Here is a 26777-nt window from a genome sequence, read left to right on the forward strand (position 1 = left end):
CAGCCGTGGGCAGCGGCTGCCGCCCATGACGTTCATGCCGATTGGCGGGTGGCGCGACGCGCCTGGGCCTTGACCAGCCGGTCCATCACGCGCAGCTGCTTTTCTTCCAGCAGCAGGGCGGTGTCCACCCACACGCGCGTGATGTCGATCAGCTCCTCGTAGCTCACCGGCGAGGACAGGCGCCGCACCGCGTTCATCGCCCGGTAGGCGGTCGGGGCACGCTGCTGCTGGCGCACCAGTTCGCGCACGGCATCCTCGCCCTCGCCGCGTGGCACCAGGACATCGACGATGCCCATCGCATGCATTTCCTGGCTGCTGTACACGCGGCCTTCCAGGATCAGCTTCTCCGCCAGCTGCGGCGAGACCCGGCGGGTGAGGTAGGAATAGGCGCCCATGCCCGGGAACAGGCCGAACAACACTTCCGGCAGACCCATGTTCACGTCTTCCTCGGCGACGATGGTGTGGCAGGCCAGGGCCATCTCCAGGCCGCCTCCCAGGGCGTCGCCCTGCAACAGGGCAATCGTACGGAAGCTGCCATCCAGGCCTTCATGGAAACGATGCACGCCATCCACGCAGCTGCGGGCGTAATCGAACAGGGCCTGGTGGTCACCGCGGCGGATCAGGGCGGCGAAGACTTCCAGGTCGCCGCCGAGATTGAAGGCATCGGCATCGGAGGCCAGTACCAGGCTGCGGATCTGGCGTGGCTGCGCAGGCTGGGTGCGGCACAGCGTGTCCAGGCAAGCGTGCATTTCGCGCATCAACGCCGGGCGGAAGCAGGGACGCACGCCATTGTCGGCGTCGGCATGCATGTGGAGCCAGTGGGCATCGCCGGACTGGCTGGACTCGAAGCGGACGGTGGAACGGACAGGGCGCAGGGTTTCGATCATGCTCATGGTGGGTCGTCCTCGAAGAATGCCCGCGAAGAGGGGGAAGTGCGTGGGCGGCGGGCGTGGCGTGCTCCACGCGCCGATGCTACCCCGCGCCGGTCGCAGGAAAAGCAACGGGGAGCTCCCTGCGGAAGCTCCCCGTCGAGGTGGACCCGGCCGGTCCGTCCGGCCACGTGCTTCAGTGCGGCGCAGGCGATTGCCCGGGCGGCGCATCGCGCAGCTCGCGGCGCAGGATCTTGCCGACGTTGGTCTTGGGCAGCTCGCTGCGGAATTCGACGATGCGCGGGTGCTTGTAGCCGGTCAGGTTGGCGCGGGCGTACTCCTTGACCTGTTCCTCGGTGAGGTTCGGGTCCTTGCGCACGATCACCACCTTGACCACCTCGCCGGAGCGTTCGCTGGGCACGCCCACCGCGCCCACCTCGAGCACGCCCGGCATGGCCGCGATGACGTCCTCGACCTCGTTGGGGTACACGTTGAAGCCGGATACCAGGATCATGTCCTTCTTGCGGTCGACGATGTAGAAGAAGCCCTTCTCGTCCATCCGCGCGATGTCGCCGGTATGCAGCCAGCCGTCGGCGTCGATCGCCTTGGCGGTCTCCTCCGGCCGGCGCCAGTAGCCCTTCATCACCTGCGGGCCGCGGATGCACAGCTCGCCGGCCTGGCCGACGGGCAGGACATGGCCCTCGTCGTCCTTGATGCAGGCGTCGGTGGAGGGGATCGGCAGGCCGATCGAGCCGTTGTACTCCTTCAGGTCCAGCGGGTTGATGCAGGCCGCCGGCGAGGTCTCGGTCAGGCCGTAGGCCTCCACCAGCGTGACCCCGGTGACCTGCTTCCAGCGCTCGGCCACGGTGCGTTGCACCGCCATGCCGCCACCCAGGGTGACCTTGAGCGAGGAGAAATCCAGCTTGTCGAAGCCGGGGGTGTTGAGCAGGCCGTTGAACAGCGTGTTCACGCCCGTGATCGAGGTGAAGCGGATCTTGGACAGCTCCTTGACGAAGCCGGGCATATCGCGCGGATTGGTGATCAGGTGGTTCAGCCCGCCGAGCTTCATGAACACCAGGCAGTTCGCGGTCAACGCGAAGATGTGGTACAGCGGCAGCGCGGTGATGACGACCTCGTGGCCTTCCTTCAGTTCGCCGCTGGCCGAGATCCAGGCCGAGGCCTGCTGCATGTTGGCCACCAGGTTGCGATGGGTGAGCATCGCCCCCTTGGCCACGCCGGTGGTGCCGCCGGTGTACTGCAGGAAGGCGATGTCGCCCGGTTCGATGTCCACCTGCGGCACGGCGTGGCGGGCACCCAGCGCCAGCGCCTCGCGGAAGCGGATCGCGCCGGGGACGTGGTAGTCCGGCACCATCTTCTTGACGTACTTGAGCGCGAAGTTGATCAGCGCTCCCTTGGGGAAACCGAGCAGGTCGCCCAGGCCGGTGGTGATCACCTGCCTGACCGGGGTCTGGCCGATCACCTTCTCGACGTTGTCGCCGAAATTGTCGATGGCCACCAGCACCGAGGCGCCGGCGTCCTCGAGCTGGTGCTGCAGCTCGCGCGCGGTATACAGCGGGTTGACGTTGACCACGGTCAGGCCGGCGCGCAGGGTGCCGAACACGGCGATCGGGTACTGCAGGCAGTTGGGCATCATCACCGCCACGCGGTCGCCCTTCTTGAGCTGCAGTTCGCCCAGCAGGTAGGCCGCGAACCGATCCACCAGCGCGTCCAGCTCGGCGTAGGTCAGGGTCTTGCCGAAGTTGCTGTAGGCGGGGCGGTCGCCGAAGCGGGAGACCGAATGGGCGAACACGTCCGGGATCGAGCGGTACGCATCGACGTCCACCTCGGCGGGGACGCCGGCCGGGTAGCTCGCGAGCCAGGGTTTGTCTTCTTGCATGGTTGGCCCCCCTCCAGGGAAAGATGTGGAGGCGCCACCGGCCGGCGGCGCCTAAACTGCAGCAGCATACCGCTGCGAATGGTAAACGCGAAGCCACCCATGACGACGAAATTCCGCTTCCTCCCGTGGCTGCTGCTCGCCTGCCTGGCCCTGCTGGCGGCCTGCCAACCCGCCGCGCCCGAAGCGCGGTTGCGCGGCACGATCGAGGGGATGCAGCACGCGCTCGAGCAGGGACGGCCGCGTGACTTCATGGCCGCCGTCGCCCCGGATTTTGCCGGCAATGGCGGCATGGACCGTGCTGCGCTGCACAACCTGCTGCGGGCGCAGCTGCTGGCGCATGCGCGCTTGGGCGCGACCCTCGGGCCGCTGCAGGTCCGGATCGACGGGACCACGGCGACCGTGGAGTCGCGGGTACTGCTGACCGGCGGCGGCGAACGCGGGCTGCCCGACAGTGCCGGCGCCTACCGCTTGACCACCGGCTGGCGCGAGGTGGATGGCGACTGGCAGGTCTACTACGCCCGCTGGGAGCCCTGGTAGACGCCGCGCGCAGGGGCGCGTGGGCCCCGCGCTCGCCGGGATGCCGCGACGCCGTCGCGGGCCTCAGGCGGCCTTCCTCGCCGCCAGCTGGCGCAGCACGTACTGCAGCAGGCCGCCGTGCTTGAAGTACTCGACCTCCTTCGGGGTGAGCAGCAAGACCTTGGCCTCGAACTCCACCCGGGTGCCGTCGGCCTTCCTGGCCGTGACCCGGGCCCGCTTGCTGGCGCCGTCGTCCAGGCCGGTGATGTCGAACACCTCCGAGCCGTCCAGGCCCAGGGACTGGGCGTTCTGGCCGGGCATGAACTGCAGCGGCAGCACGCCCATGCCGACCAGGTTGGAGCGGTGGATGCGCTCGAAGCTCTCGGCGATCACCGCCTTGACCCCGAGCAGGTTGGTGCCCTTGGCGGCCCAGTCGCGCGAGGAGCCGGTGCCGTATTCCTTGCCGGCCACGACCACCAGCGGCACGCGGTCGGCCTTGTACTTCACTGCCGCGTCAAAGATCGCCAGCTTCTCCGGCGCGCCGCCGCCGGGCGGGTAGTACAGGGTGTTGCCGCCTTCCTCGCCGCCGAACATCAGGTTCTTGATGCGGATGTTGGCGAAGGTGCCGCGCACCATCACGTCGTCGTTGCCGCGGCGGCTGCCGTAGCTGTTGAAGTCGGCCGGCTGCACGCCGCGCGCCTGCAGGAAGCGCCCGGCCGGCGAGTCCTTCTTGATGCTGCCGGCCGGCGAGATGTGGTCGGTGGTGATGGAGTCGCCGAACAGGCCGAGCACGCGCGCACCGTGCACGTCCTCGACATGGCCGACCTGCATGGTCATGCCCTCGAAGTAGGGCGGGTCCTTGATGTAGGTGGAGGCGGGATTCCAGGCGTACAGCTCGCCCTCCGGCGAATCGATGGTGTTCCAGCGGGTGTCGCCCTTGAACACGTCGGCGTAGTTCTGCTTGAACATTTCCGGGCCGACGGTCGCGGCGATGGTGTCGCCGATCTCCTTGTTGCTCGGCCAGATGTCGCGCAGGTAGACCGGCTGGCCGTCGCTGCCGGTGCCCAGCGGCTCGGAGGTCAGGTCGATGTCGGTGGTGCCGGCCAGCGCGTAGGCCACCACCAGCGGCGGGCTGGCCAGGTAGTTCATCTTCACCTCGGGGTGCACGCGGCCCTCGAAGTTGCGGTTACCCGACAGCACCGAACACACCACCAGGTCGCCCTCGGCGATGCCGGCGGAGACTTCCTCCGGCAGCGGGCCGGAATTGCCGATGCAGGTGGTGCAGCCGTAGCCGACGATGTAGAAGCCCAGCTTCTCCAGCTCGTCGAGCAGGCCGGCCTTTTCCAGGTAGTCGGTGACCACGCGCGAGCCGGGGCCGATGGAGGTCTTGACCCACGGCTTGCGGTTCAGGCCCCTGGCCGCGGCGTTGCGTGCCAGCAGGCCGGCGCCGACCATCACCGCCGGGTTGGAGGTATTGGTGCACGAGGTGATCGCCGCGATCACCACCGCGCCGTCCTTCAGCCGCAGCGACTGTCCGTCGATCTCGATGTCGGCCACGCCCTTCTGCAGCGATTCGTTGCCCACGGCGGCACCGCCGCCCTCGGCGACGAAATCGGCCACCGCCTGGCTGCGCTTGTCGCGGTTGGCGATCATCGGCGCCAGGCTCTGGCGGTAGTTCTCCTTCACGTCCTCCAGCAGCACCCGGTCCTGCGGGCGCTTGGGCCCGGCCAGCGAGGGCTTGACCGTGGCCATGTCCAGTTCCAGCGAGGTGCTGTACTCGGCATGCGGGCTGTCCGGCTCGTGCCACAGGCCCTGTGCCCTGGCATAGGCCTCCACCAGCGCGATCTGCTCCTCGCTGCGCCCGGACAGGCGCAGGTAGCGGATCGCCTCGGCATCGACCGGGAAGATGCCGCAGGTGGCGCCGTACTCGGGCGCCATGTTGCCGATGGTGGCGCGGTCGGCCAGCGGCAGGTGCTGCAGGCCGTCGCCGTAGAACTCGACGAACTTGCCGACCACGCCGAGCTTGCGCAGCATCTGGGTGACGGTGAGCACCAGGTCGGTGGCGGTGGCGCCCTCGGGCAGCTTGCCGGTGAGCTTGAAGCCGACCACCTGCGGGATCAGCATCGAGGACGGCTGGCCGAGCATGGCCGCCTCGGCCTCGATGCCGCCCACGCCCCAGCCGAGCACGCCGATGCCGTTGATCATCGTGGTATGCGAGTCGGTGCCGAACACCGTGTCCGGATAGGCCAGGGCGGTGCCGTCGTGCTCGGTCGTCATCACCACGCGCGCCAGCCGTTCCAGGTTCACCTGGTGGACGATGCCGGTGTTGGGCGGCACCACCTTGAAGTTGTCGAAGGCCTTCTGGCCCCAGCGCAGGAAGCTGTAGCGCTCCTTGTTGCGCTTGAACTCGATCTGGCCGTTGAGGTCGAGCGCGTCGGGCTTGCCGAACACGTCCACCTGGATGGAATGGTCGATCACCAGTTCGGAGGGGATCAGCGGATTGATCTGGTCGGCGTTGCCGCCGAGCTTGACCACCGCGTCGCGCATCGCCGCCAGGTCCACCACGCAGGGCACGCCGGTGAAGTCCTGCAGCACCACGCGCGCCGGCATGAAGGCGATCTCGGTGTCCGGTTCGGCTCTGGGATCCCACTGCGCGACCGCTTCGATGTGGTCCTTGCCGACGGTGATGCCGCCGTCCTCGTGCCGGAGCAGGTTCTCCAGCAGGATCTTCATCGAATAGGGCAGGCGGGCGATGTCGAAGCGCTCGCCCAGCCGGGGCAGGCTGAAGTACGCGTAGGTCTTGCCGTTGACCGCGAGCTGGCTGCGGGTGGAGAACGAATCGTACATGGCACAACTCCTATGGCGATGGGCTCTAGGGATGGCCGCGATTGTGGCCCGGCGCGCGTGGGCGCGGCGTCCTCGTCGTGGCGACGCGTTGAGTATGCGCCGCCCGGTATGTATAATCCATGCATACTTCATGGGGCGTACCGATATGGAAGCCACCGTGGCCGAGCGCGGCCAGATCACCCTGCCCAAGGCGGTGCGCGATGCGCTCGGCCTGACCAAGGGCACGCTGCTCAAGGTCGAGCTCGACGGCAGCCGCATCATCCTGCGCAAGAGCGTGGACGATGCCATTTCCCGGGTGCGCGGCAAGTTCGCGCTGGACGGCTTCGAATCGGCCGAGCAGGCCGTGCGCGCCAGCCGCGACGCCGGCAACGGGCCGGAAGACGCCTGATCCGCGCATGATCGCCGTCGATTCCCCGGTCCTGATCGAACTGCTCGCCGACCGCCCGCAGGCCGACGCGGTCGAGGCCTGCCTGCGCCAGTGCCTGGTGGACGGTCGCGTGGTGGTCTGCGACACCGTCCTGGCCGAGATCAGCGCTGCCCTGCGCGGCGGGGCCGAGGTGCTGGGCGCGCTGGAGGAGATGGGCGTCCACTTCGACGCGCTGGAGGCCAAGTCGGCCCTGCGCGCCGGCGAGATGCTGCGCCGCCATCGCCAGCGCGGTGGCGGCGGCCGCAGCATCGACGACTTCCTGGTCGGCGCCCATGCCCTGTTGCAGTGCGACGGGCTGGTCACCTGGAACGCCACCTTCTACCGCGACTACTTCAAGGGCCTGAAGCTGATCGTGCCGCAAGCCTGAGCCCATCCCACCGAATCCTGTCCGCAAGTCCGGAGTTGCCATCCATGTTGGAAGCCTATCGCCACCACGCCGCCGAACGCGCCGCGCTCGGCATCCCGCCGCTGCCGCTGAACGCCCAGCAGACCGCCGACCTGATCGAGCTGCTGAAGAACCCGCCGGCCGGCGAATCCGAGTTCCTGCTCGACCTGTTCACCCACCGTGTGCCGGCCGGCGTGGACGACGCCGCCAAGGTCAAGGCCAGCTACCTGGCCGCGCTGGCCTTCGGCAGCGAGAAGAACGCGCTGATCTCGCGCGAGCGCGCCACCGAGCTGCTGGGCACCATGCTCGGCGGCTACAACGTCGCGCCGCTGGTCGAGCTGCTCGACGACCCGCAGGTCGGCACCCTTGCCGCCGACGCGCTCAAGCACACCCTGCTGGTGTTCGATGCCTTCCACGACGTGCAGGAGAAGGCCGAGGCCGGCAACGCCAACGCCCAGGCCGTGCTAAAGAGCTGGGCCGAGGCCGAGTGGTTCACCAGCAAGCCGGAAGTGCCGCACAGCCTGACCGTCACCGTGTTCAAGGTGCCGGGCGAGACCAACACCGACGACCTGTCGCCGGCGCCCGACGCCACCACCCGCCCGGACATCCCGATGCACGCGCTGGCGATGCTGAAGAACAAGCGCGACGGCGCGCCGTTCGTGCCGGAGGAGGACGGCAAGCGCGGCCCGATCCAGGCCATCCTCGGCCTGAAGGACAAGGGCCACCTGGTCGCCTATGTCGGCGACGTGGTCGGCACCGGTTCCTCGCGCAAGTCCGCCACCAATTCGGTGCTGTGGTGGACCGGGCAGGACATCCCCTACATCCCCAACAAGCGCTTCGGCGGCGTCTGCCTGGGCAGCAAGATCGCCCCGATCTTCTACAACACCATGGAAGACGCCGGCGCCCTGCCGATCGAGCTGGACGTCTCGCAGATGGACTACGGCGACGTCATCGAGCTGCGCCCGTACGAGGGCAAGGCGCTCAAGGACGGCAAGGTCATCGCCGAGTTCGCGCTCAAGAGCGAAGTGCTGCTGGACGAGGTACGCGCCGGCGGCCGCATCCCGCTGATCATCGGCCGCGGCCTGACCGCCAAGGCGCGCGAGGCGCTCAAGCTCCCGGCCACCGACCTGTTCCGCCTGCCGGTCAACCCGCCGGATACCGGCAAGGGCTTCACCCTGGCGCAGAAGCTGGTCGGCCGTGCCTGCGGCCTGCCGGAAGGCAAGGGCATGCGCCCGGGCACCTACTGCGAGCCGAGGATGACCTCGGTGGGTTCGCAGGACACCACCGGCCCGATGACCCGCGACGAGCTCAAGGACCTGGCCTGCCTGGGCTTCTCGGCCGACCTGGTGATGCAGTCGTTCTGCCACACCGCGGCCTACCCCAAGCCGGTGGACGTGAAGACCCACCACACCCTGCCGGAGTTCATCTCCACCCGCGGCGGCGTCTCGCTGCGTCCCGGCGACGGCATCATCCACAGCTGGCTCAACCGCATGTTGCTGCCCGATACCGTCGGCACCGGCGGCGACTCGCACACCCGCTTCCCGATCGGCATCTCGTTCCCGGCCGGCTCGGGCCTGGTCGCCTTCGCCGCGGCCACCGGGGTGATGCCGCTGGACATGCCCGAGAGCGTGCTGGTGCGCTTCAAGGGCCAGATGCAGCCGGGCGTGACCCTGCGCGACCTGGTCCATGCGATCCCGCTGTACGCGATCAAGGCGGGCCTGCTGACGGTGGAGAAGAAGGGCAAGAAGAACATCTTCTCCGGCCGCATCCTGGAGATCGAGGGCCTGCCGGAGCTGAAAGTGGAGCAGGCCTTCGAGCTGGCCGATGCCTCGGCCGAGCGCTCGGCCGCCGGCTGCACCGTGCGCCTGGACAAGGCGCCGATCATCGAATACCTCAACAGCAACATCACCCTGCTGAAGTGGATGATCGCCGAAGGCTATGCCGACGCGCGCACCCTGGCCCGCCGCATCAGGAAGATGGAGGAGTGGCTGGCCGACCCGCAGCTGCTCGAGCCGGATGCCGACGCCGAGTACGCGGCGGTCATCGAGATCGACCTGGCCGACATCCACGAGCCGATCGTGTGCTGCCCGAACGACCCGGACGATGCCAAGACCCTGTCCGACGTGGCCGGTGCCAAGATCGACGAGGTGTTCATCGGCTCGTGCATGACCAACATCGGCCACTTCCGCGCCGCCGCCAAGCTGCTGGAGGGCAAGCGCGACATCCCCACGCGCCTGTGGATCGCGCCACCGACCAAGATGGATGCCGCCGAGCTGACCAACGAGGGCATCTACGGCACCTTCGGTGCCTCCGGCGCGCGCATGGAGATGCCCGGCTGCTCGCTGTGCATGGGCAACCAGGCCCAGATCCGCGAGGGCGCCACGGCGATGTCGACCTCCACCCGCAACTTCCCCAACCGCCTGGGCCGCAACACCAACGTCTACCTGGGCTCGGCGGAGCTGGCGGCGATCTGCTCGCGGCTGGGCCGCATCCCGACCCGCGAGGAGTACATGGCCGACATCGGCGTGGTCAACGCCAACGGCGACAAGATCTACCGCTACATGAACTTCGACCGGATCGCCGACTACAAGGACGTGGCCGACCAGGTCGCGGCCTGATCGACCGGCGGTGAGGCGATGAAGGACGCCCGGCGGATGCCGGGCGTCCTTTTTTTGTCCGGCGCGCGGGGGCCAGGCCGGTGACCGGGCGTCCGTGCGCCATGGGGCCGGGACCCGGGCCGTGTCCCGATTCGCCGACGCTGCCGGCCGGCCGCGCTCAGCCGCGCTTGTTGCGCAGGTTCTCGCCGTAGCGTTCCAGCCATGCCGAGGCGCTGCGCAGCAGGTCGCTGCCCTTGCCGAGCAGCCCGGCCAGCTCCTCCTCCACGCGTTCGCGGGTGTTGCCTGCCGGCTCCGGCAGCGGCGGCAGGACGTGGGCGAAGTAGGTCTTGTCCAGCAACCGGTGCAGCAGTCGTTCGCCGGCGAACGGCGTGCCGTTGTTGAGCGTGCGCGCGGCGCGGATCAGCGCGCGCACGTCGTACTGGCTCGGGCTGATGTCGGGGACCTGCTTGGCCAGGCCGAGCAGCGTGTAGACCGCGATGCGCGCGGTCCTGACCGAGCTTTCCATGGTGAACACCACGTCGTTGGGCGTCTCCACGAACTGGCCGAGCAGGCCCAGGTTGGTGCAGCCGGCGGGCACCACCTGCGGCCGGTCGCCGGCGGCGCGCGGCATGAACTGGGCGGTGATGTAGGGCATCAGCGCGGTGCGCACCCGGGTGGCGGCCGCGATCGCGTCCAGCTGCGCCTCGATGCCCAGGTGGTAGCACAGCTCGGCGAGGATCTCGCGCCCGGTGCAGGCGGGCATGGCCTTCTTCACGTAGTTGCCTTCGCGGTCCATCAGCAGCGCGTAGACCCACACCACCAGCACGTCGCCGGGCTGGTCGGGGAAATGCGGCTGGCGGTTGACCGTGAAGCTCAGCACCCAGTTCGAATCGGTGAAGGTGATGACCCCGCCGGTGACGGTCCGGCCCGAGTACGGATCGTTGACGGCCAGCTCGCGGATCTTCTCGGTCAGCGGCGACGGGCGGCAGGTCAGGGTCGCCGATTCCCACATCGAACGGTCGACGTCGCCGTAGAACTTCTCCGGCCGGCCGAACACCGGCGACTTGGCCGCCAGGTTGCGCCACAGCGTCCAGTCGCTGCCGGGCCCGGGCTCGCCGCGTCCACGCTCCAGCACCGGCACGGTGTCCAGGTCGCCGTAGGCGGTGCCTTCGGTCATCGAGCCGGTCAGGGCGAGGACCAGGTCGCCTTCGCCCACCGCGATGGTCTCCTCGCCATCGCGGGTGCGGCAGTGCAGGGCGGTCACCGTGCGCGCCTGCCCGTCGCCGGCCAGCGCCAGGTCGAGGTCGTGCACGTGCACGCCGAAGCGCACGTTGACGCCCTTGCTTTGCAGCAGGCCCAGCAGCGGCTTCACGAAGCTGTCGTGCTGGTTGTACTTGGGGAACACCAGCGCGGACATGTCGTTCAGGCCGTCGATGGCGTCCAGGAAGCGGTGCATGTACAGCTTCATCTCCAGCAGGCTCTGCCAGTTCTCGAAGGCGAACATGGAACGCCAGAAGAACCAGAAGTTGCTCTGCAGGAAGCCTTCGCTGAAGTAGTCCTGGATGGTGAGGTCGTCCAGGTCCTCCTTGCGCTTGAGCAGCAGGCGCAGCAGTTCCCACTGCTGGGCGCGGCTCAGGCCGAAGGTGGAGAAATCGCGGATCCTGCCGCGCTGGTGCATGAGCCGGGCCTTGGACCAGTTCGGGTCGGCGTCGTTCACCAGCCGGTACTCATCGAGCACGCTGAAGCCTTCGGGCAGTTCCAGCGCCGGCACGTCCTGGAACATGTCCCAGAAGTTGTCGTAGTTCCAGTTCATCTCGCGGCCGCCGCGGACGATGTAGCCCTCCTCGGCATTGCCGGCCCCGTCCAGCGAGCCGCCGGCGACCTCCAGGCTGTCGAACAGGGTGATGTTCCGGCCGGGCATGTGGCCGTCGCGGATCAGGTAGAACGCCGCGGCCAGCCCGGCGATGCCGGTGCCGACGATGTAGGCCTTGCGCCCGGCGATGCCCGGCGGCGGCAGCGGCCGGTTGCGGGTGTACGGGCCGAGCATGTCCGGCGGCGGCAGGCTGTTGTCCGGCCGGTTGCGCCAGTAGCCGGTGGAGGCATCGGGGGAATGGTCGAAGGCGGGGACGGGGCGATCGCTCGTGCTCATCTGCGGCTCCTCGGGAGGGAAGGAAGGCGGGCGCCGCAGGGACGCGCGCCAAAAAAAAATCCCCCGGGGTGTCGGGCCGGGGGATCGTTTCGGGCAGGGGCGGCGATCAGAACGCGCCGTCGATGTCCGTCACCGCGATCAGCTTGTGGTTGACGAATTCCTTGATGCCCAGGCCGACCAGTTCGCGGCCGTAGCCGGAGCGGCGCACGCCGCCGAAGGGCAGGTCCGCGGCCACGCCGGTCGGGTGGTTGACGTAGACCATGCCGGTGGAGATCTTCTGCGCCACTTCGACGCCGTGCTTGAGGTCGGTGGTGAACACCGAGCCACCCAGGCCGAACGGCGAATCGTTGGCGATGCGGATCGCATCGGCCTCGTCCTTGGCGCGGATGACCTGCGAGACCGGGCCGAAGAACTCCCAGTAGTGCGCCGGATTCTCGTCGGCCACGTTGCTCAGCAGCACCGGGCGGAAGAACGCACCCTTGGACGGGACCTCGGCGCCGATCACCTCGACCTTGGCGCCATGGGCGACGGCCTGCTTGACCTGCTCCTCCAGCGTGTCCTTGGCCCCCTGCGAGGACAGCGGGGCGAGGTCGGTGGACGGGTCGAGCGGATCGCCGGCCTTCAGCTTGGCCACGCCGGCCTTGTACATCTCCAGGAACTTGTCGTAGATCTCGTCGACCACGATGATGCGCTTGGACGAGCAGCAGACCTGGCCGGCGTTCCAGTGGCGGCCGAGCACGGCCCACTTGACGGTCTTCTCCAGGTCGGCGTCCTTGAGCACCACGAAGGCGTCGGCACCGCCGAGCTCCATGGTGGACTTCTTCAGCGCCTTGCCCGCCTCGGCGGCGACCACGGCACCGGCGCCTTCCGAGCCGGTCAGGGCCACGCCCTGCACGCGCGGGTCGTTGATGACCGTGGAGATCTGCGAGCGGGTGAGGTAGAGGTTCTTGAAGCCGCCTTCCGGCAGGCCGGCGTCGCGGAACAGCTTGTCGAACATCGCCGCGCTCTGCGGCACGTTGGAAGCGTGCTTGAGCACGATCACGTTGCCGGCCGCCAGCTGCGGGGCGGCGATGCGCACCACCTGGTAGTACGGGAAGTTCCACGGCTCGATGGCCAGCAGGATGCCCTGCGGCACGTGCTCGACCCAGCAGTCGGTATAGGACGGATGCTTGCTGGGCAGCTTCTCCGGGGCCAGCAGCTTGCCGGCGTTCTGCGCGTAGTACTCCAGGATCGAGGCCGACAGCTCCACCTCGGCCTCGGCCTCGGCGAGCAGCTTGCCCATTTCCAGGGTCAGGATCTTGGCGTAGGTGGTGTGGTCCTTGCGCAGCAGATCGGCGGCCTTCTGCAGGACGGCGCAGCGGTCTGCGAAGCTGACGTCCTTCCACGTGTCGAATGCGGCCTGCGCCTTGTCCAGGGCCTGCTGCACTTCCTGGTCGGTCGCATCCGGGAAGGTCTTGACGACCTCGCCGGTGAAAGGATTGGTGGTTGCGTATGCCATGGTGTTCTCCGTCACTCCTGCGGTTGATGGTTGCCTGGGTTGTCCACCGACGTACGTGGGGCCAACCGGGGTGTGTGGAGGGATGATGTGCGGGCCCGGACGACGCCGGCCTTGATCACGATCAAGCCTGGTCCGCTCCGACAGCCAGTCTTCACGCCAAGGCGCGAGGGGGGTGCCGGAGCACCCAGCCATGATCGGCGCCCTTGGTTGACGATTCGGTGAAACTTCCGTCAGGCGATCGTGACCGGGAGGGAGGCGATGGCCCGCCGTTCAGCGCAGCTGGCGTGCGATCGCCTCGCCCATGGCCCGGCGCAAGAACAGGAAGTCCCAGAGGTTGCCGCCGAGCTGGCGCCACAGCACCGCCGAGCGCAGCGCGGCCATGAGCAGGGCGCGGATTTCCGAGACGACCCCGGCCTGGCCGAGGTAGTGCGGGTTGCCCTGCACCATGATCCGCGGGCGCAGCTGGCTGACGGTGTCGGTGTACAGCCGGCCCAGCGCCGACAGTACGTCCGGATGGGCCGGGTCGCCCAGCGTGCGGGCCTGCTCGGCGATGCGCGAGACGCCCTGGCCCACGGCATGGGCGGTGCCGGCGGTGCGGGTGAAGCGCCGTTCCAGCTGCAGCACCGCCAGCGCCAGGCGCGGCAGGGCGACGTCCTGGCCGCGATTACCGAGATAGTCGGACAGCAGTTTCAGTCCGGGCGCCACGTCGCTGGCGCGGCCGTAGACCGCGGCCGGGGAGTCGGCGTCGATGCGGAACACGCTCTCCATCGCGGTGCGCACCACGGCGGCGTCGGACTGGCCGGTCTCGGCGACGCGCCGGACCTCGCGCAGGCACTGGGCCACGCCGGCCAGCGCCAGCACCCGTTCGTCCATGGGAAAACTCATCAGGCCACCTGTGTAGTCGCAAGGGAAAGGTCATGGCCGGCCAGGCGGCGCTCGATCGGGGCATCGGTGGCGGCGATCACCGCCCCGCCCAGGCACTCCTGGCCGGCGTACAGCACCAGCGACTGCCCGGGCGTCACCGCGCGCTGGCGGCGGGCGAAGCGCACGGCCAGGCTGCCGTCGTCGAGCACGCTCACCTGGCAGGGCTCGTCGGCCTGGCGGTAGCGGCTCTGCGCGGTGCAGTCGAAGCGGCGGGCCGGCGGGGCGCCGGCCACCCAGTGCGCGGCCTCGGTGCGGCACTGCTGCGACATCAGGTAGGGGCTGTCGCGGTCCTGGTCCACGTACAGCACGTTGCCGGCCACGTCCTTGCCGACCACGTACCACGGCGCCGCCGGGCGGCCGCGCACGCCGCCGATGTTGAGCCCCTCGCGCTGGCCGAGGGTGAAATAGAACACGCCGGGATGCTCGCCGATGCGGGTCCCGTCCGGATCGCGCAGCTCGCCGGTGCGCGCCGGCAGGTACTGGCCGAGGAAGCTGCGGAAATCGCGCTCGCCGATGAAGCAGATGCCGGTGGAATCCTTCTTGGCCCAGGTCGGCAGGCCGGCATCGGCGGCGATGCGCCGCAACTGCGGCTTTTCCAGCCCGCCGATCGGGAACAGCGTGGCGGCCAGCTGGGCCTGGCCCAGCTGGTGCAGGAAATAGCTCTGGTCCTTGCCGCGGTCGGCGCCGCGCAACAGCCGCCAGCGCCCGCCGTGGCGATTCACCCGGGCATAGTGGCCGGTGGCGATGTGCTCGGCCCCCAGCTCGCGCGCCGCATCGAGGAAGTGCTTGAACTTGACCTCGCGGTTGCACAGCACGTCCGGGTTGGGCGTGCGCCCGGCGGCATATTCGGCCAGGAAGTGCTCGAACACGCCGCTCCAGTATTCGCGCGAGAAGTCGCGGAAATGGAAGGGGATGCCGAGCAGCCCGCACACCGCCACCGCGTCGCGGCGGTCGTCCTCGGCGCGGCATCCGCTCCTGGCCGCCGCCGTCGCGTCCCCGGCGCGTGCCTGCGCCTGCGCATCGCCGTCGTCGGACCAGTTCTGCATGAACAGTCCGGCGACGGATTCCCCCGCGCGCGCCAGGGTCCAGGCAGCGACGGAGGAATCCACGCCGCCGGAGACGCCGACCACGATCCGCGGCGTGCTCACGGCAACCGCCTCAGCAGCGAAAGCGGCTGGCGGCTGCCGGCCATCCAGTCGGCCACGGCCTGCCACACCAGGGGACTGCGCAGGCGCGTGCCGGCCTCGCGCAGCGCCTGCGGCGTCATCCACAGCGCGCGGACGATGCCGGCGTCCAGGGCGCGCGCCGGATCGTGCGAGAGTGCCTCGGCGGCCATGACGAAGCGCAGGAAATCGTGCCCGTCCGGCGCACGCCACTGGTACACGCCGACCAGCGCGGTGGGGCGCACGGTCCAGGCGGTTTCCTCCAGGGTCTCGCGCACTGCCGCCTCGATGAGGCTTTCGTCCGGTTCCAGGTGGCCGGCCGGCTGGTTGAGCACCAGGCGCCCGCCCTTGGACTCCTCCACCAGCAACAGCCTGCCGTCGCGGGCCACGACGGTGGCCACGGTGGCTTCCGGGCGCCAGCGCTCGGTGGGGGCGGTCGTGAGGGGTTCCATGTCGGACTAATGGGGACTGAAGCGCGTGCCGGCAAGCGGCCGCAGGACGGGAAATTGTGCGGTCCCGGCGACGGAACGTCCAATCGCCGGACTTATAATCCACGCATGCCCCGCGAAACCTCCCCCGACATGGACCACGGCCTGGCCGTGGAAACCGGCAAGCCGGAAGTCGCCCCGCCGCCGATGTACCAGGTGCTGCTGCTCAACGACGACTACACGCCGATGGACTTCGTCGTGGCCGTGCTGCAGCAGTTCTTCGCCCTGGACCTGGAGAAGGCCACCCAGGTGATGCTGCACGTGCATACCCGCGGGCGCGGGGTGTGCGGGGTGTTCACCCGCGAGGTGGCCGAGTCCAAGGTCGCCCAGGTCAACGAGTTTGCGCGGATGAACCAGCATCCGCTGCTGTGCACGATGGAGCGCCTGTAGCGGCGGCGCGACGTTCGGGATCGCGCTAACGCCATCTGAACGCCGGATTCCGGTAGGGTTGTGGAAAACGCGGAAACAGGCCGCATATTGTCCGCAATCGCCGTCGGAGTGATCCATGTTCAGCAAAGACCTCGAACAAACCATCGGCCAGTGCTACAAGCGTGCCCGCGAGTCCCGCCACGAGTTCATGACGGTCGAGCACCTGCTGCTGGCCCTGCTAGACAACCCGTCCGCCCAGGCCGTGCTCAAGGCCTGCAGCGCCGATATCGGCCGCCTGCGCGAGGAACTGGACCAGGCCATCGAAGCCTCGGTCTCGCGCCTGGCCGAGGACGACGGCCGCGACACCCAGCCCACGCTGGGCTTCCAGCGCGTGCTGCAGCGCGCGGTCTACCACGTGCAATCCTCCGGCAAGAAGGAGGTCACCGGCGCCAACGTGCTGGTGGCGATCTTCGGCGAGAAGGACTCGCATGCGGTGTATTTCCTCAACCAGCAGGACATCACCCGCCTGGACGTGGTCAACTACCTCTCGCACGGCATCTCCAAGCTGTCGGGCGAGGAGGGCGAGGGCGCGTCCCCGCCGGAAGGCGAGGGCAAGGCCGAGGCCGGTGAGGGCGAAGGCAAGGGCGATGCCCTGACCGAGTACGCCACCAACCTCAACGAGCGCGCGCGCGAGGGCCGCATCGACCCGCTGGTCGGTCGCGGCGACGAGATCGAGCGCACCATCCAGGTCCTGTGCCGGCGGCGCAAGAACAACCCGCTGTACGTGGGCGAGGCCGGCGTGGGCAAGACCGCGATCGCCGAGGGCCTGGCCAAGCGCATCGTCGAGGGCGCCGTGCCCGAGGTGCTGGCCGACGCGGTGATCTACTCGCTCGACCTGGGCGCGCTGGTGGCCGGCACCAAGTACCGCGGCGACTTCGAGAAGCGCCTGAAGGGCGTGCTCTCGGCGTTGAAGAAGGTGCCCAACGCGGTGCTGTTCATCGACGAGATCCACACCATCATCGGGGCCGGCTCGGCCTCGGGCGGCACCATGGACGCCTCCAACCTGATCAAGCCGGCACTGGCCTCCGGCGAGCTGCGCTGCATCGGCTCGACCACGTTCCAGGAATACCGCGGCATCTTCGAGAAGGACCGGGCGCTGGCGCGGCGCTTCCAGAAGATCGACATCGTCGAGCCGACCACCGGGGAGACCTACCAGATCCTGCAGGGCCTCAAGCCCCGCTACGAGGCGCACCACGGCGTGACCTACGCCGACGAGGCGCTGCAGGCGGCGGTGGACCTGTCGGTCAAGCACATTGGCGACCGCCTGCTGCCGGACAAGGCCATCGACGTCATCGACGAGGCCGGCGCGCGCCAGCGGCTGCTGCCGGAGGGCGAGCGCAAGGAGCGCATCGACGTGGAGGAGATCGAGACCATCGTCGCCAAGATGGCGCGGATCCCGGCCAAGCAGGTCAGCGCCACCGACAAGGACGTGCTGCAGCACCTGGAGCGCAACCTGAAGATGGTGATCTTCGGCCAGGACGAAGCCATCGACACGCTCGCCTCCTCGATCAAGCTGGCACGCTCGGGGCTGGGCAACCCGGACAAGCCGATCGGCAACTTCCTGTTCGCCGGTCCCACCGGCGTGGGCAAGACCGAGGTCACCCGGCAGCTGGCGCTGCAGCTGGGCATCGAGCTGGTGCGCTTCGACATGAGCGAGTACATGGAGCCGCATTCGGTCAGCCGCCTGATTGGCGCGCCCCCGGGCTACGTCGGCTTCGACCAGGGTGGCCTGCTGACCGAGAAGATCGTCAAGACCCCGCACTGCGTGCTGCTGCTGGACGAGATCGAGAAGGCGCACCCGGACATCTTCAACATCCTGTTGCAGGTGATGGACCGCGGCGTGCTCACCGACACCAACGGGCGCGAGGCGAACTTCAAGAACGTGGTCCTGGTGATGACCACCAACGCCGGTGCCACCCAGGCGGCGCGGCGCTCGATCGGCTTCACCCGCCAGGACCACAGCACCGACGCGATGGAGACCATCCGCCGCGCGTTCACCCCGGAGTTCCGCAACCGCCTGGATGCGGTGGTGCAGTTCCAGCCGCTGGGCGTGGACCACATCCTGCGCGTGGTGGACAAGTTCCTGATCGAGCTGGAGGCGCTGCTGCAGGAGAAGCACGTCAGCCTGTCGACCACCCCGGCCGCGCGCGAGTGGCTGGCCCAGCACGGCTTCGACCCGTTGATGGGCGCACGCCCGATGGCGCGGGTGATCCAGGACAAGGTCAAGCGCCCGCTGGCCGACGAGCTGCTGTTCGGCAAGCTGATCGAGGGCGGCCGGGCCAGCATCGACGTGCGCGACGGCGAGCTGGTCGTCGATACCGAGGCCGAGCCGGCGCGGGTACCCGCCACGGTGGAGTGACGGGCACGGAAAAACCCGCGGCGGGCCTGGCCCGCCGCGGGTCGTGTTCCGTTCCAGGCGAGGGCGGCCGCGGGGCCGCCGCTGCGCAAGCGCCTGCGGCGCTTACTTCATGCGGTAGGTGATGCGGCCCTTGGTCAGGTCGTAGGGCGTCATTTCGACCTTGACCCGGTCGCCGGTCAGGATGCGGATGTAGTTCTTGCGCATGCGGCCGGAGATGTGGGCGATGATCTCGTGCCCGTTCTCGAGCCTGACCCGGAAGGTGGTGTTGGGCAGCGTTTCGCTGACGGTGCCCTCGAATTCGATGGAATCGTCTTTCGACATGTAATCCTGTGCGATTGGTCGCGGACGGGCCGGGAAGGCCCAGAAGAACGGAAATTTTACGCGCCTGCCGGTTCGGACGCAAAAAGCCCGCGGCGCGGGGTTCAGGTGCCTGCCGCGGCGGTCGCGGGATCCCGGGCCAGCAGGCCTGCCGCCAGGGTGCCGAAGCGGGTGCGCCAGGGGCCGGGCGCGTCGGTCGATCGCACCAGCGGGGCGATCGCGGCCAGGAACCCGGCACGCGGCATGCGCCGCGCGCCCAGTCGCACCAGGTGCGGGTTCTTCACCTGGGCATCGATCAACGGCCAGCCCCAGCCATGCAGGCGCAGCGCCAGCGCGGCCAGGGCGACCTTGGAGCCGCCGCTGCGCGCGCTGAACATGCTCTCGCCGAAGAACATCCGGCCGATCGCCACGCCGTACAGGCCGCCGACCAGCGCCTGGCCGTCGCGGACCTCGATCGAATGGGCGTGGCCGTGTTCGTGCAGGGCCAGGTAGGCATCGCGCATGCCGGCGGTGATCCAGGTGCCGTCCTGGCCCGGGCGCGGCGTGCCGGCGCAGGCGTCGATCACCGCGGCGAAGTCGGTGTCGGCGACGACCTGCCAGCGGCTGTGGCGCAGGCCGCGGCGGAAGCGCGAGGACAGGTGCACCGCGCCGGTGTCGAACACGGTGCGCGGATCCGGCGACCACCACAGGATCGGCTGGCCGGCGGAGAACCACGGGAAGATGCCGCCGGCATAGGCGTTGAGCAGGCGCGGCACCGACAGGTCGCCGCCGACGGCGAGCAGCCCGTCGGGCTCGCGCAGGGCGCATCCGGCGGGCGGGAACGGCGCGCGCGGATCGGCGTCGAGCAGGTAGGGAAGCGAGCGGGCCATCGCGGCGATTGTAGGCGCCGGGGCCGTTCGCGGCTCAGTCGGCCGGTGCCGCCTCGGCCCGGAACGGCGAATGCCGCGCCAGCCGCCCGGCGCGGGCGCGCACCTCGTCCGCTTCCTCGGCGCACCAGCGTTCCAGGGCCGGGCGGAATTCCTGGTCGGCGATCCAGTGGCGGCTGTGCACGATCGCCGGCAGGAAGCCGCGCGCGATCTTGTGCTCGCCCTGCGCGCCGGGCTCGAACCGGGACAGGCCGTGGCGCAGGCAGTACTCGATGCCCTGGTAGTAGCAGGTCTCGAAGTGCAGGCCGGGCAGGGGCGCGCCGCCCCAGTAGCGGCCGTACAGGGTGTCGCCGCCGCGCAGGCACAGGGCGCCGGCGACCGGGGTCGCGCCGGCGAAGGCCATGAAGATCACCAGCGCTTCGGGCATCCGCCGCGCCAGGTGGTCGAGGAAGGCACGGGTCAGCGCCGGGGCGTTGCCGTATTCGCGGAAGGTGTCCAGGTAGAAGCCGTACATCGCGTCCAGCACCGCCGCGTCGGCCTGGTCGCCATGGAACTGGCGCACGACGATGCCCGCGCGCGCGACCCGGGCGCGTTCCTGGCGGATGTTCTTGCGGTGCTTGTGGTCCATCGCGGCCAGGCAGTCGTCGAACGTGCGCCACGCGCCGGGATTGCGCCAGTGGAACTGCACGTCGATGCGCGCCAGCCAGTCCGGGGGAAAGGCGGCGTCCTCGCCGGCATCGGGGAAATTGACGTGCGCCGAGGACCAGCCGCGCGCGTCCACGTGCGCGGCCATGGCCTGCAGCAGCGCGGCGCGGTCGGCCGGGTCCGGGGCCAGCAGGCGCGGGCCGGTGACCGGCGTGTACGGCACCGCGCACAGCCATTTCGGGAAGTAGTCCTGGCCGTACCGCGCCCAGGCATGGGCCCAGGCGTGGTCGAACACGAACTCGCCGTGCGAATTGGTCTTGACGTAGCCGGGCGCGGCGGCGCGCAGGCGCCCGCCGTCCCAGAGCGTGGCATGGTGCGGCTGCCAGCCCCAGTCCGGGCGCAGGCAGCCGGTCTGCTCGAGCCCGGACAGGAACGCGTGGCGCACGAACGGGTGGGTACCGTCGTGCAGGCCGTCCCAGGCCTGCGCCGGGATCTCGTCGAGCCGCTCGATCCAGCGCACCGTGGCGGACATGCGCGCTCCGGCCTGCCTGGTCCCGGCGCCGGGGCCGCTCAGCCCAGACTGTCGAGGTAGCGCTCGGCGTCGAGCGCGGCCATGCAGCCGAAGCCGGCCGAGGTGATCGCCTGGCGGTAGTGCTGGTCGGCCACGTCGCCGGCGGCGAACACGCCCTCCACCGAGGTCTGGGTGGCGTTGCCGCCCAGGCCGGAGCGGATGTCCAGGTAGCCGTTGTTCATCGCCAGCTGGCCCTCGAACAGGCCGGTGTTGGGATGGTGGCCGATGGCCACGAAGAAGCCGTGCACCGGGATGTCGTGCAGCGAGCCGTCCTCGACCGAGCGCAGCCGCACCCCGGTGACGCCGGCCTCGTCGCCCAGCACTTCCTCCACGGTGTGGAACCACACCGGCTCGATCTTGCCCTCGGCCACGCGCGCGAACAGCTTGTCCTGCATGATCTTCTCGGCGCGCAGGGTGTCGCGGCGGTGCACCAGGTAGACCTTGCGGGCGATGTTGGACAGGTACAGCGCCTCCTCCACGGCGGTGTTGCCGCCGCCGATCACCGCCACCTCGCGATCCTTGTAGAAGAAGCCGTCGCAGGTGGCGCAGGCCGACACGCCGCGGCCCTTGAACTTCTCCTCCGACTCCAGTCCCAGGTAGCGGGCGGTGGCGCCGGTGGCGATGATCAGCGCGTCGCAGGTGTACACGCCGCTGTCGCCCTCCAGGCGGAACGGGCGCTGCGACAGGTCCGCGGTATGGATATGGTCGAAGATCACCTCGGTATGGAAGCGCTCGGCGTGGGCCTGCATGCGCGCCATCAGCTCCGGGCCCATCACGCCTTCGCTGTCGCCCGGCCAGTTGTCCACCTCGGTGGTGGTCATCAGCTGCCCGCCCTGTTCCAGGCCGGTGATCAGCACCGGCTTGAGATTGGCCCGCGCGGCGTACACCGCGGCGGTCCAGCCGGCCGGGCCGGAGCCCAGGATCAGCAGGCGGGAGTGCTTGGGCAGGTTGGCTTCTGTCAGGCTCATGTGGACTCGCTTCGCATCGGATTGCATGGGCGCGCGGTGGCTTGGACCGGGCGCGACGTGGGCATAGAGTGGTCGCGCCGGCAGGGGTTATCAAGCATCGACGGCTGCAACGGCGTGGCCCACCGGTGGCCCTGGCACGGTGCCGCCGCGCCGGCCGCGGCTCGTGCCCGGATTGGCCGGTCGCGGCTGAAAGCCAGGTCCATTTCGTTTATTATCAATCGCTAACGCAATATTTCTGAGGTTGGATCAAGGGTGGCGAAGCAGCTTCCGGAGCGCGGCAAGAAGCAGGACGGCAAATCCGCACGCGCAGCCACGCCGGCCAACCCGGCCCGGCAGCGGTTGTGGCGCGACCTGGCCTTGATCGCCATCGCGCCGGCGCTGCTGTACCTGCTGGCCAGCCTGTTCACCTATTCCCCGGCCGATCCGGGCTGGTCGCAGACCGGCAGCGTGGTCGCGCCGGTGCACAACATGGGCGGCAAGTTCGGCGCCTGGATCGCCGACGTGCTGCTGCAGCTGTGCGGCTATGTGGCCTTCCTGCTGCCGCTGGTGCTGGGCATGGTGGCCTGGATCGCCCTGTTCGGCATGGAGCGCGAGGGCCAGCGCGAGGGCGACCTGGGCCCGGCGCTGAAGCTGGTGGGCATCGTCGGCTTCCTCATCGCCTCCACCGGCCTGCTGCACCTGCGCCTGTTCCACGGCGACGTGGCCCATGCCGGCGGCGTGCTCGGCCAGGCGGTGGGCAAGTCGCTGACGGTCGGCTTCGGCGCGCTCGGGGCCAACCTGTTCGTGCTGGTGCTGCTGCTGGCCTCGATCACCCTGGCCACCGGGCTGTCCTGGATCCAGCTCATGGAGCGGATCGGGCAGGGCGTGCTCGCGCTGGGCCCGTGGCTGCAGCGCTCGCAGCGCCAGGCCAGCGAGTGGCAGCAGACCCGCGAGCTGCGCGAACAGCGCGAGGAGGTGCGCAAGACCGAGGCGGTGCAGCGCGCCAAGCGCGAGCCGGTGAAGATCGAGCCGCCGGCCGCGCCGGTGGTGGAGAAGAGCGAGCGCGCCAAGCGCGACACCCAGATCCCGATGTTCCAGGGCGTCAACAAGGACGGCTCGGACCTGCCGCCGCTGGCGCTGCTGGACGACCCCAAGCCGCAGCCCAAGGGCTACGACGAGGAGACCCTGGAGACGCTCTCGCGCCAGATCGAGTTCAAGCTCAAGGACTTCCGCATCGATGCGCAGGTGGTCGGCGCCTATCCCGGCCCGGTGATCACCCGCTTCGAGATCGAGCCGGCGCCGGGCGTGAAGGTCAGCCAGATCAGCTCGCTGGACAAGGACCTGGCGCGCGGGCTGTCGGTCAAGTCGGTGCGCGTGGTCGACGTGATCCCGGGCAAGACCGTGATCGGCCTGGAGATCCCCAACGTCACCCGCGAGATGATCTTCCTGTCCGAGCTGCTGCGCTCGAAGGAGTACGACAAGTCCGCCAGCCCGCTGACCCTGGCGCTGGGCAAGGACATCGGCGGCCGCCCGACGGTGGCCGACCTGGCGCGCATGCCGCACCTGCTGGTGGCCGGCACCACCGGCTCGGGCAAGTCGGTGGCGGTCAACGCGATGGTGCTGAGCCTGCTGTACAAGGCCGGGCCCAAGGATCTGCGGATGCTGATGATCGACCCGAAGATGCTCGAGCTGAGCGTCTACGAGGGCATCCCGCACCTGCTGGCGCCGGTGGTCACCGACATGAAGGAGGCCGCCAATGGCCTGCGCTGGTGCGTGGCGGAGATGGAGCGCCGCTACAAGCTGATGAGCGCGGTGGGCGTGCGCAACCTGGCCGGCTTCAACAAGAAGGTCAAGGAGGCCCAGGACGCCGGCCAGCCGCTGATGGACCCGCTGTTCAAGCCCAACCCCGAGCTGGGCGAGGCGCCGCGGCCGCTGGAGCCGATGCCGTTCATCGTCATCTTCATCGACGAATTCGCCGACATGATGATGATCGTCGGCAAGAAGGTCGAGGAACTGATCGCGCGCCTGGCACAGAAGGCGCGCGCCGCCGGCATCCACCTGATCCTGGCCACCCAGCGGCCGTCGGTGGACGTGATCACCGGCCTGATCAAGGCCAACATCCCCACCCGCATCGCCTTCCAGGTCAGCTCCAAGATCGACTCGCGCACCATCCTCGATCAGTCCGGCGCCGAGGCGCTGCTGGGCAACGGCGACATGCTGTACCTGCCGCCGGGCACGGCCATGCCCGAGCGCGTGCACGGCGCCTTCGTGTCCGACGACGAGGTGCACCGGGTGGTCGAGCACCTCAAGGCCAGCGGCCCGGTCGAGTACATCGAGGGCGTGCTGGACGAGGTGCAGACCATGGGCGACGGCACCGTGGTCGGCGCCACCGGCCTGCCCGAGGTGGCCAGCAGCGGCGACGAGTCCGACCCGCTGTACGACGAGGCCCTGCGCATCGTTACCGAGACCCGCCGCGCCTCGATCTCGGGCGTGCAGCGCCGGCTCAAGATCGGCTACAACCGCGCCGCCCGGCTGATCGAGGCGATGGAGGCGGCCGGCGTGGTCAGCGCCCCGGAGCACAACGGCGACCGCTCGGTGCTGGCGCCGCCGCCGCCGAAGTGAGCCGGCGACGTCCGGCTCGAACCTGAATGGGCATGTGCGCGGCGCCTCGCGCGCCGCGCCGGTTCATCCAGGTGCGTTCAGAATTCCTCCATCCACCCCATTTCCTGGAATCGCCGCGATGCGCCATCTGTTGCGAACCTCCCTGCTGGCCCTTGCCCTGATGGGGGCCAGCGCCTCCGCCTTCGCCGGTGCGCGCGAGGAGCTCAAGACCTTCACCAACGGCCTGAAGGGCCTGGACGGGCAGTTCAGCCAGCAGGTCTACGACGGCAAGGGCCGGCTCAAGGAGAAGTCCAGCGGGCGCCTGGCGCTTTCGGCACCGCGCCTGTTCCGCTGGGAGTACACCAAGCCGTTCGAGCAGCTGATCGTGGCCGATGGCAAGAAGGTCTGGGTCTACGACCCGGACCTGCAGCAGGTCACCGTGCGCGACCAGGGCAGCGAGGAAGCGAGCAGCCCGCTGGCCGCGCTGGTCGAACCCGGCCGGCTCGACCGGCAGTTCGACGTCAGCGAGGAGGCCGGCAGCCGCGACGGCCTGCAGTGGCTGGCGCTCTCGCCCAAGGCCGGTGCCGATGCGGTGTTCCAGTACGCCAACCTCGGCTTCGGCGCGCAGGGCCTGAGCCGGATGGAGATCACCGATGCCGCCGGCCAGCGCACCGTGATCAACTTCAGCGGCTGGCAGCGCAACCCGGCCTTTGCCGCCGGCACCTTCCGCTACGTGCCGGGCAAGGGCGTGGACGTGGTCGGCGAACGCTGAACGCCGCGCGCGGGGCGCTGGCGCCGGCGCGGTAGAATCGGCCGGTGGCAAGAACCCGCATTCCCGCTCCCGGCACCGGCGACCTGCTCGGTGCCGAACCCGAACACCTCAAGCCGCTCGCCGAGCGCATGCGCCCGCGCACGCTCGACGAGATGGTCGGGCAGAAGCGCCTGCTCGCCCCGGGCAGCGCGCTGCGGCGCGCGGTCGAATCCGGGCGCGTGCACTCGATGATCCTGTGGGGGCCGCCCGGCTGCGGCAAGACCACCCTGGCGCTGCTGCTGGCGCGCTATGCCGATGCCGAGTTCCGGGCGATCTCGGCGGTGCTGTCCGGGTTGCCGGAGGTGCGCCAGGTGCTGGCCGAGGCCGCGCAGCGCTTCGCCGAGGGCCGGCGCACGGTGCTGTTCGTCGACGAGGTGCACCGCTTCAACAAGGCCCAGCAGGACGCGTTCCTGCCGCACATCGAGCGCGGCACAATCATCTTCGTCGGCGCCACCACCGAGAACCCCTCGTTCGAGCTGAACTCGGCGCTGCTGTCGCGCTGCCGCGTTCACGTGCTGGAGGCGGTGTCGGCCGCGGACATCGCCGAGGCGCTGCGGCGGGCGCTGGACGACGGCGAGCGCGGCCTGGGCGGGCAGGGCATCCGCATCACCGACGAATCGCTGCACGAGATCGCCGGCGCCGCAGACGGCGACGTGCGCCGCGCCCTGACCCTGCTGGAGATCGCCGCCGAACTGGCGCTGGGCGAGGGCGGGGAGATCACCGCACGGACCCTGCAGCAGGTGCTGGCCGACCGCACCCGCCGCTTCGACAAGGGTGGCGAGCAGTTCTACGACCAGATCTCGGCGCTGCACAAGTCGGTGCGCAGCTCCAACCCGGACGCGGCGCTGTACTGGCTCACTCGCATGCTCGACGGCGGCTGCGACCCGGCCTACCTGGCGCGGCGGCTCACCCGCATGGCGATCGAGGACATCGGCCTGGCCGACCCGCGCGCGCAGACCATGGCGCTGGAGGCCTGGGACATCTACGAGCGCCTGGGCAGCCCCGAGGGCGAGCTGGCGTTCGCGCAGCTGGTGCTGTACCTGGCCAGCACTGCCAAGTCCAATGCCGGCTATGCCGCCTTCAACCAGGCCAAGGCCGAAGTGCGCGAGACCGGCACCCAGGAGGTGCCGCTGCACCTGCGCAACGCGCCGACCAAGCTGATGAAGAACCTCGGCTACGGCAAGGATTACCAGTACGACCACGACGTCGAGGGCGGCATCGCGCTGGACCAGACCGGCTTCCCGGACGCGATGGGCGAGCGGGTCTACTACCGCCCGGTCGAGCGCGGCATGGAGATCAAGCTCAAGGAGAAGCTGGACCGCCTGCGCGCCGCGCGCGAGCAGGCGCGCAAGGGCAAGGAGTAGGCGCAGCGGCCCCGGTGCGGCCCCCGGCTGGCCTGCACTGCCGGTATTCGGCGCGAGGCGGCTGGCAATCGCCGCGGACCTCCCCCATGTAGAGGGACATCCACCC

21 protein-coding genes are annotated in these 26777 nt (G+C 69.5%); 9 read left to right on the top strand and 12 right to left on the bottom strand.

Annotated features, from left to right (window positions below):
- Nucleotides 1-32: 32 nt before the first annotated feature.
- A complete protein-coding gene (locus tag BN3794_RS07465; protein WP_066095521.1) occupies nt 33-893 on the bottom strand; it encodes a crotonase/enoyl-CoA hydratase family protein in 861 nt (286 codons plus the stop codon).
- Between the two features lie 172 nt (nt 894-1065).
- Nucleotides 1066-2766, bottom strand: a complete 1701-nt coding sequence (locus BN3794_RS07470) for a long-chain fatty acid--CoA ligase (RefSeq protein ID WP_066095523.1) — start codon at nt 2764-2766, stop codon at nt 1066-1068.
- A gap of 99 nt (nt 2767-2865) precedes the next feature.
- Here BN3794_RS07470 and BN3794_RS07475 point away from each other — a divergent pair, with 99 nt between their 5' ends.
- A complete protein-coding gene (locus BN3794_RS07475) occupies nt 2866-3303 on the top strand; it encodes a nuclear transport factor 2 family protein (protein WP_147675691.1) in 438 nt (145 codons plus the stop codon).
- A 63-nt stretch (nt 3304-3366) separates the two neighbouring features.
- Here the strand turns inward: BN3794_RS07475 and acnA are convergent, their stop codons facing one another.
- Nucleotides 3367-6129, bottom strand: a complete 2763-nt coding sequence (gene acnA / locus BN3794_RS07480; RefSeq protein WP_066095526.1) for an aconitate hydratase AcnA — start codon at nt 6127-6129, stop codon at nt 3367-3369.
- Between the two features lie 145 nt (nt 6130-6274).
- Between acnA and BN3794_RS07485 the strand changes: the two genes are divergently transcribed.
- The 3 genes from BN3794_RS07485 to acnB are packed head-to-tail and all read left to right on the top strand — an operon-like array spanning nt 6275 to nt 9559.
- Nucleotides 6275-6517: an AbrB/MazE/SpoVT family DNA-binding domain-containing protein gene (locus BN3794_RS07485; RefSeq protein WP_066095529.1), complete on the top strand. Its 243-nt coding sequence runs from the start codon at nt 6275-6277 to the stop codon at nt 6515-6517.
- A 7-nt stretch (nt 6518-6524) separates the two neighbouring features.
- Nucleotides 6525-6923 (top strand): type II toxin-antitoxin system VapC family toxin, encoded by a 399-nt coding sequence (locus BN3794_RS07490; protein WP_066095532.1) that lies wholly within the window; start codon nt 6525-6527, stop codon nt 6921-6923.
- A gap of 44 nt (nt 6924-6967) precedes the next feature.
- Nucleotides 6968-9559, top strand: coding sequence for a bifunctional aconitate hydratase 2/2-methylisocitrate dehydratase (gene acnB, locus BN3794_RS07495; protein WP_066095535.1), 2592 nt, complete (start codon nt 6968-6970; stop codon nt 9557-9559).
- 157 nt (nt 9560-9716) lie between these two features.
- Here acnB and BN3794_RS07500 read toward each other — a convergent pair whose 3' ends face one another.
- From BN3794_RS07500 to BN3794_RS07520, 5 genes are all read right to left on the bottom strand, one after another.
- A complete protein-coding gene (locus BN3794_RS07500; RefSeq protein ID WP_066095538.1) occupies nt 9717-11687 on the bottom strand; it encodes an oleate hydratase in 1971 nt (656 codons plus the stop codon).
- A gap of 106 nt (nt 11688-11793) precedes the next feature.
- Nucleotides 11794-13185, bottom strand: coding sequence for an NAD-dependent succinate-semialdehyde dehydrogenase (locus tag BN3794_RS07505; protein ID WP_066095540.1), 1392 nt, complete (start codon nt 13183-13185; stop codon nt 11794-11796).
- 270 nt (nt 13186-13455) lie between these two features.
- Nucleotides 13456-14070 (bottom strand): high frequency lysogenization protein HflD, encoded by a 615-nt coding sequence (hflD, locus tag BN3794_RS07510; RefSeq protein ID WP_066095543.1) that lies wholly within the window; start codon nt 14068-14070, stop codon nt 13456-13458.
- Nucleotides 14070-15257 carry a tRNA 2-thiouridine(34) synthase MnmA gene (gene mnmA, locus BN3794_RS07515; protein ID WP_066095546.1) on the bottom strand — a complete coding sequence of 396 codons (1188 nt, stop codon included), beginning with the start codon at nt 15255-15257 and terminating at the stop codon, nt 14070-14072. Before mnmA ends, hflD begins: the two co-directional genes overlap by 1 nt.
- On the bottom strand, nt 15254-15724 hold the full coding sequence (locus BN3794_RS07520; RefSeq protein ID WP_066095549.1) for an NUDIX hydrolase: 471 nt from the start codon (nt 15722-15724) through the stop codon (nt 15254-15256). The genes mnmA and BN3794_RS07520 overlap by 4 nt, the downstream gene beginning before the upstream one ends.
- A gap of 105 nt (nt 15725-15829) precedes the next feature.
- On the opposite strand from BN3794_RS07520, the gene clpS reads away from it, so the two are divergent.
- Both clpS and clpA read left to right on the top strand, forming a co-directional pair.
- On the top strand, nt 15830-16150 hold the full coding sequence (gene clpS, locus BN3794_RS07525; protein WP_066095552.1) for an ATP-dependent Clp protease adapter ClpS: 321 nt from the start codon (nt 15830-15832) through the stop codon (nt 16148-16150).
- 115 nt (nt 16151-16265) lie between these two features.
- On the top strand, nt 16266-18548 hold the full coding sequence (clpA, locus tag BN3794_RS07530; protein ID WP_066095554.1) for an ATP-dependent Clp protease ATP-binding subunit ClpA: 2283 nt from the start codon (nt 16266-16268) through the stop codon (nt 18546-18548).
- A gap of 102 nt (nt 18549-18650) precedes the next feature.
- On the opposite strand, the gene infA is transcribed toward clpA, so the two are convergent.
- The 4 genes from infA to trxB all read right to left on the bottom strand — a co-directional run bounded on the left by infA (nt 18651) and on the right by trxB (nt 21916).
- A complete protein-coding gene (gene infA, locus BN3794_RS07535; protein WP_005409596.1) occupies nt 18651-18869 on the bottom strand; it encodes a translation initiation factor IF-1 in 219 nt (72 codons plus the stop codon).
- A gap of 101 nt (nt 18870-18970) precedes the next feature.
- Nucleotides 18971-19735, bottom strand: coding sequence for a leucyl/phenylalanyl-tRNA--protein transferase (gene aat, locus BN3794_RS07540; RefSeq protein WP_066095557.1), 765 nt, complete (start codon nt 19733-19735; stop codon nt 18971-18973).
- Between the two features lie 34 nt (nt 19736-19769).
- The gene (locus BN3794_RS07545) at nt 19770-20909 is read right to left on the bottom strand and encodes a GNAT family N-acetyltransferase (RefSeq protein WP_066095558.1); all 1140 of its coding nucleotides are present in this window, start codon (nt 20907-20909) and stop codon (nt 19770-19772) included.
- A gap of 38 nt (nt 20910-20947) precedes the next feature.
- Nucleotides 20948-21916 (bottom strand): thioredoxin-disulfide reductase, encoded by a 969-nt coding sequence (gene trxB, locus BN3794_RS07550; protein WP_066095560.1) that lies wholly within the window; start codon nt 21914-21916, stop codon nt 20948-20950.
- 252 nt (nt 21917-22168) lie between these two features.
- Here trxB and BN3794_RS07555 point away from each other — a divergent pair, with 252 nt between their 5' ends.
- The 3 genes from BN3794_RS07555 (at nt 22169) to BN3794_RS07565 (ending at nt 26671) form a co-directional block, all read left to right on the top strand.
- Nucleotides 22169-24517, top strand: coding sequence for a DNA translocase FtsK (locus BN3794_RS07555; protein WP_066095563.1), 2349 nt, complete (start codon nt 22169-22171; stop codon nt 24515-24517).
- Nucleotides 24518-24635: 118 nt separating this feature from the next.
- Nucleotides 24636-25268, top strand: a complete 633-nt coding sequence (gene lolA / locus BN3794_RS07560; RefSeq protein WP_066095566.1) for an outer membrane lipoprotein periplasmic chaperone LolA — start codon at nt 24636-24638, stop codon at nt 25266-25268.
- 128 nt (nt 25269-25396) lie between these two features.
- On the top strand, nt 25397-26671 hold the full coding sequence (locus BN3794_RS07565) for a replication-associated recombination protein A (protein WP_236493226.1): 1275 nt from the start codon (nt 25397-25399) through the stop codon (nt 26669-26671).
- Nucleotides 26672-26777: the final 106 nt, after the last annotated feature.

Source organism: Xanthomonas massiliensis (genome assembly GCF_900018785.1).
In the GTDB taxonomy this organism is placed as follows: domain Bacteria; phylum Pseudomonadota; class Gammaproteobacteria; order Xanthomonadales; family Xanthomonadaceae; genus Xanthomonas_B; species Xanthomonas_B massiliensis.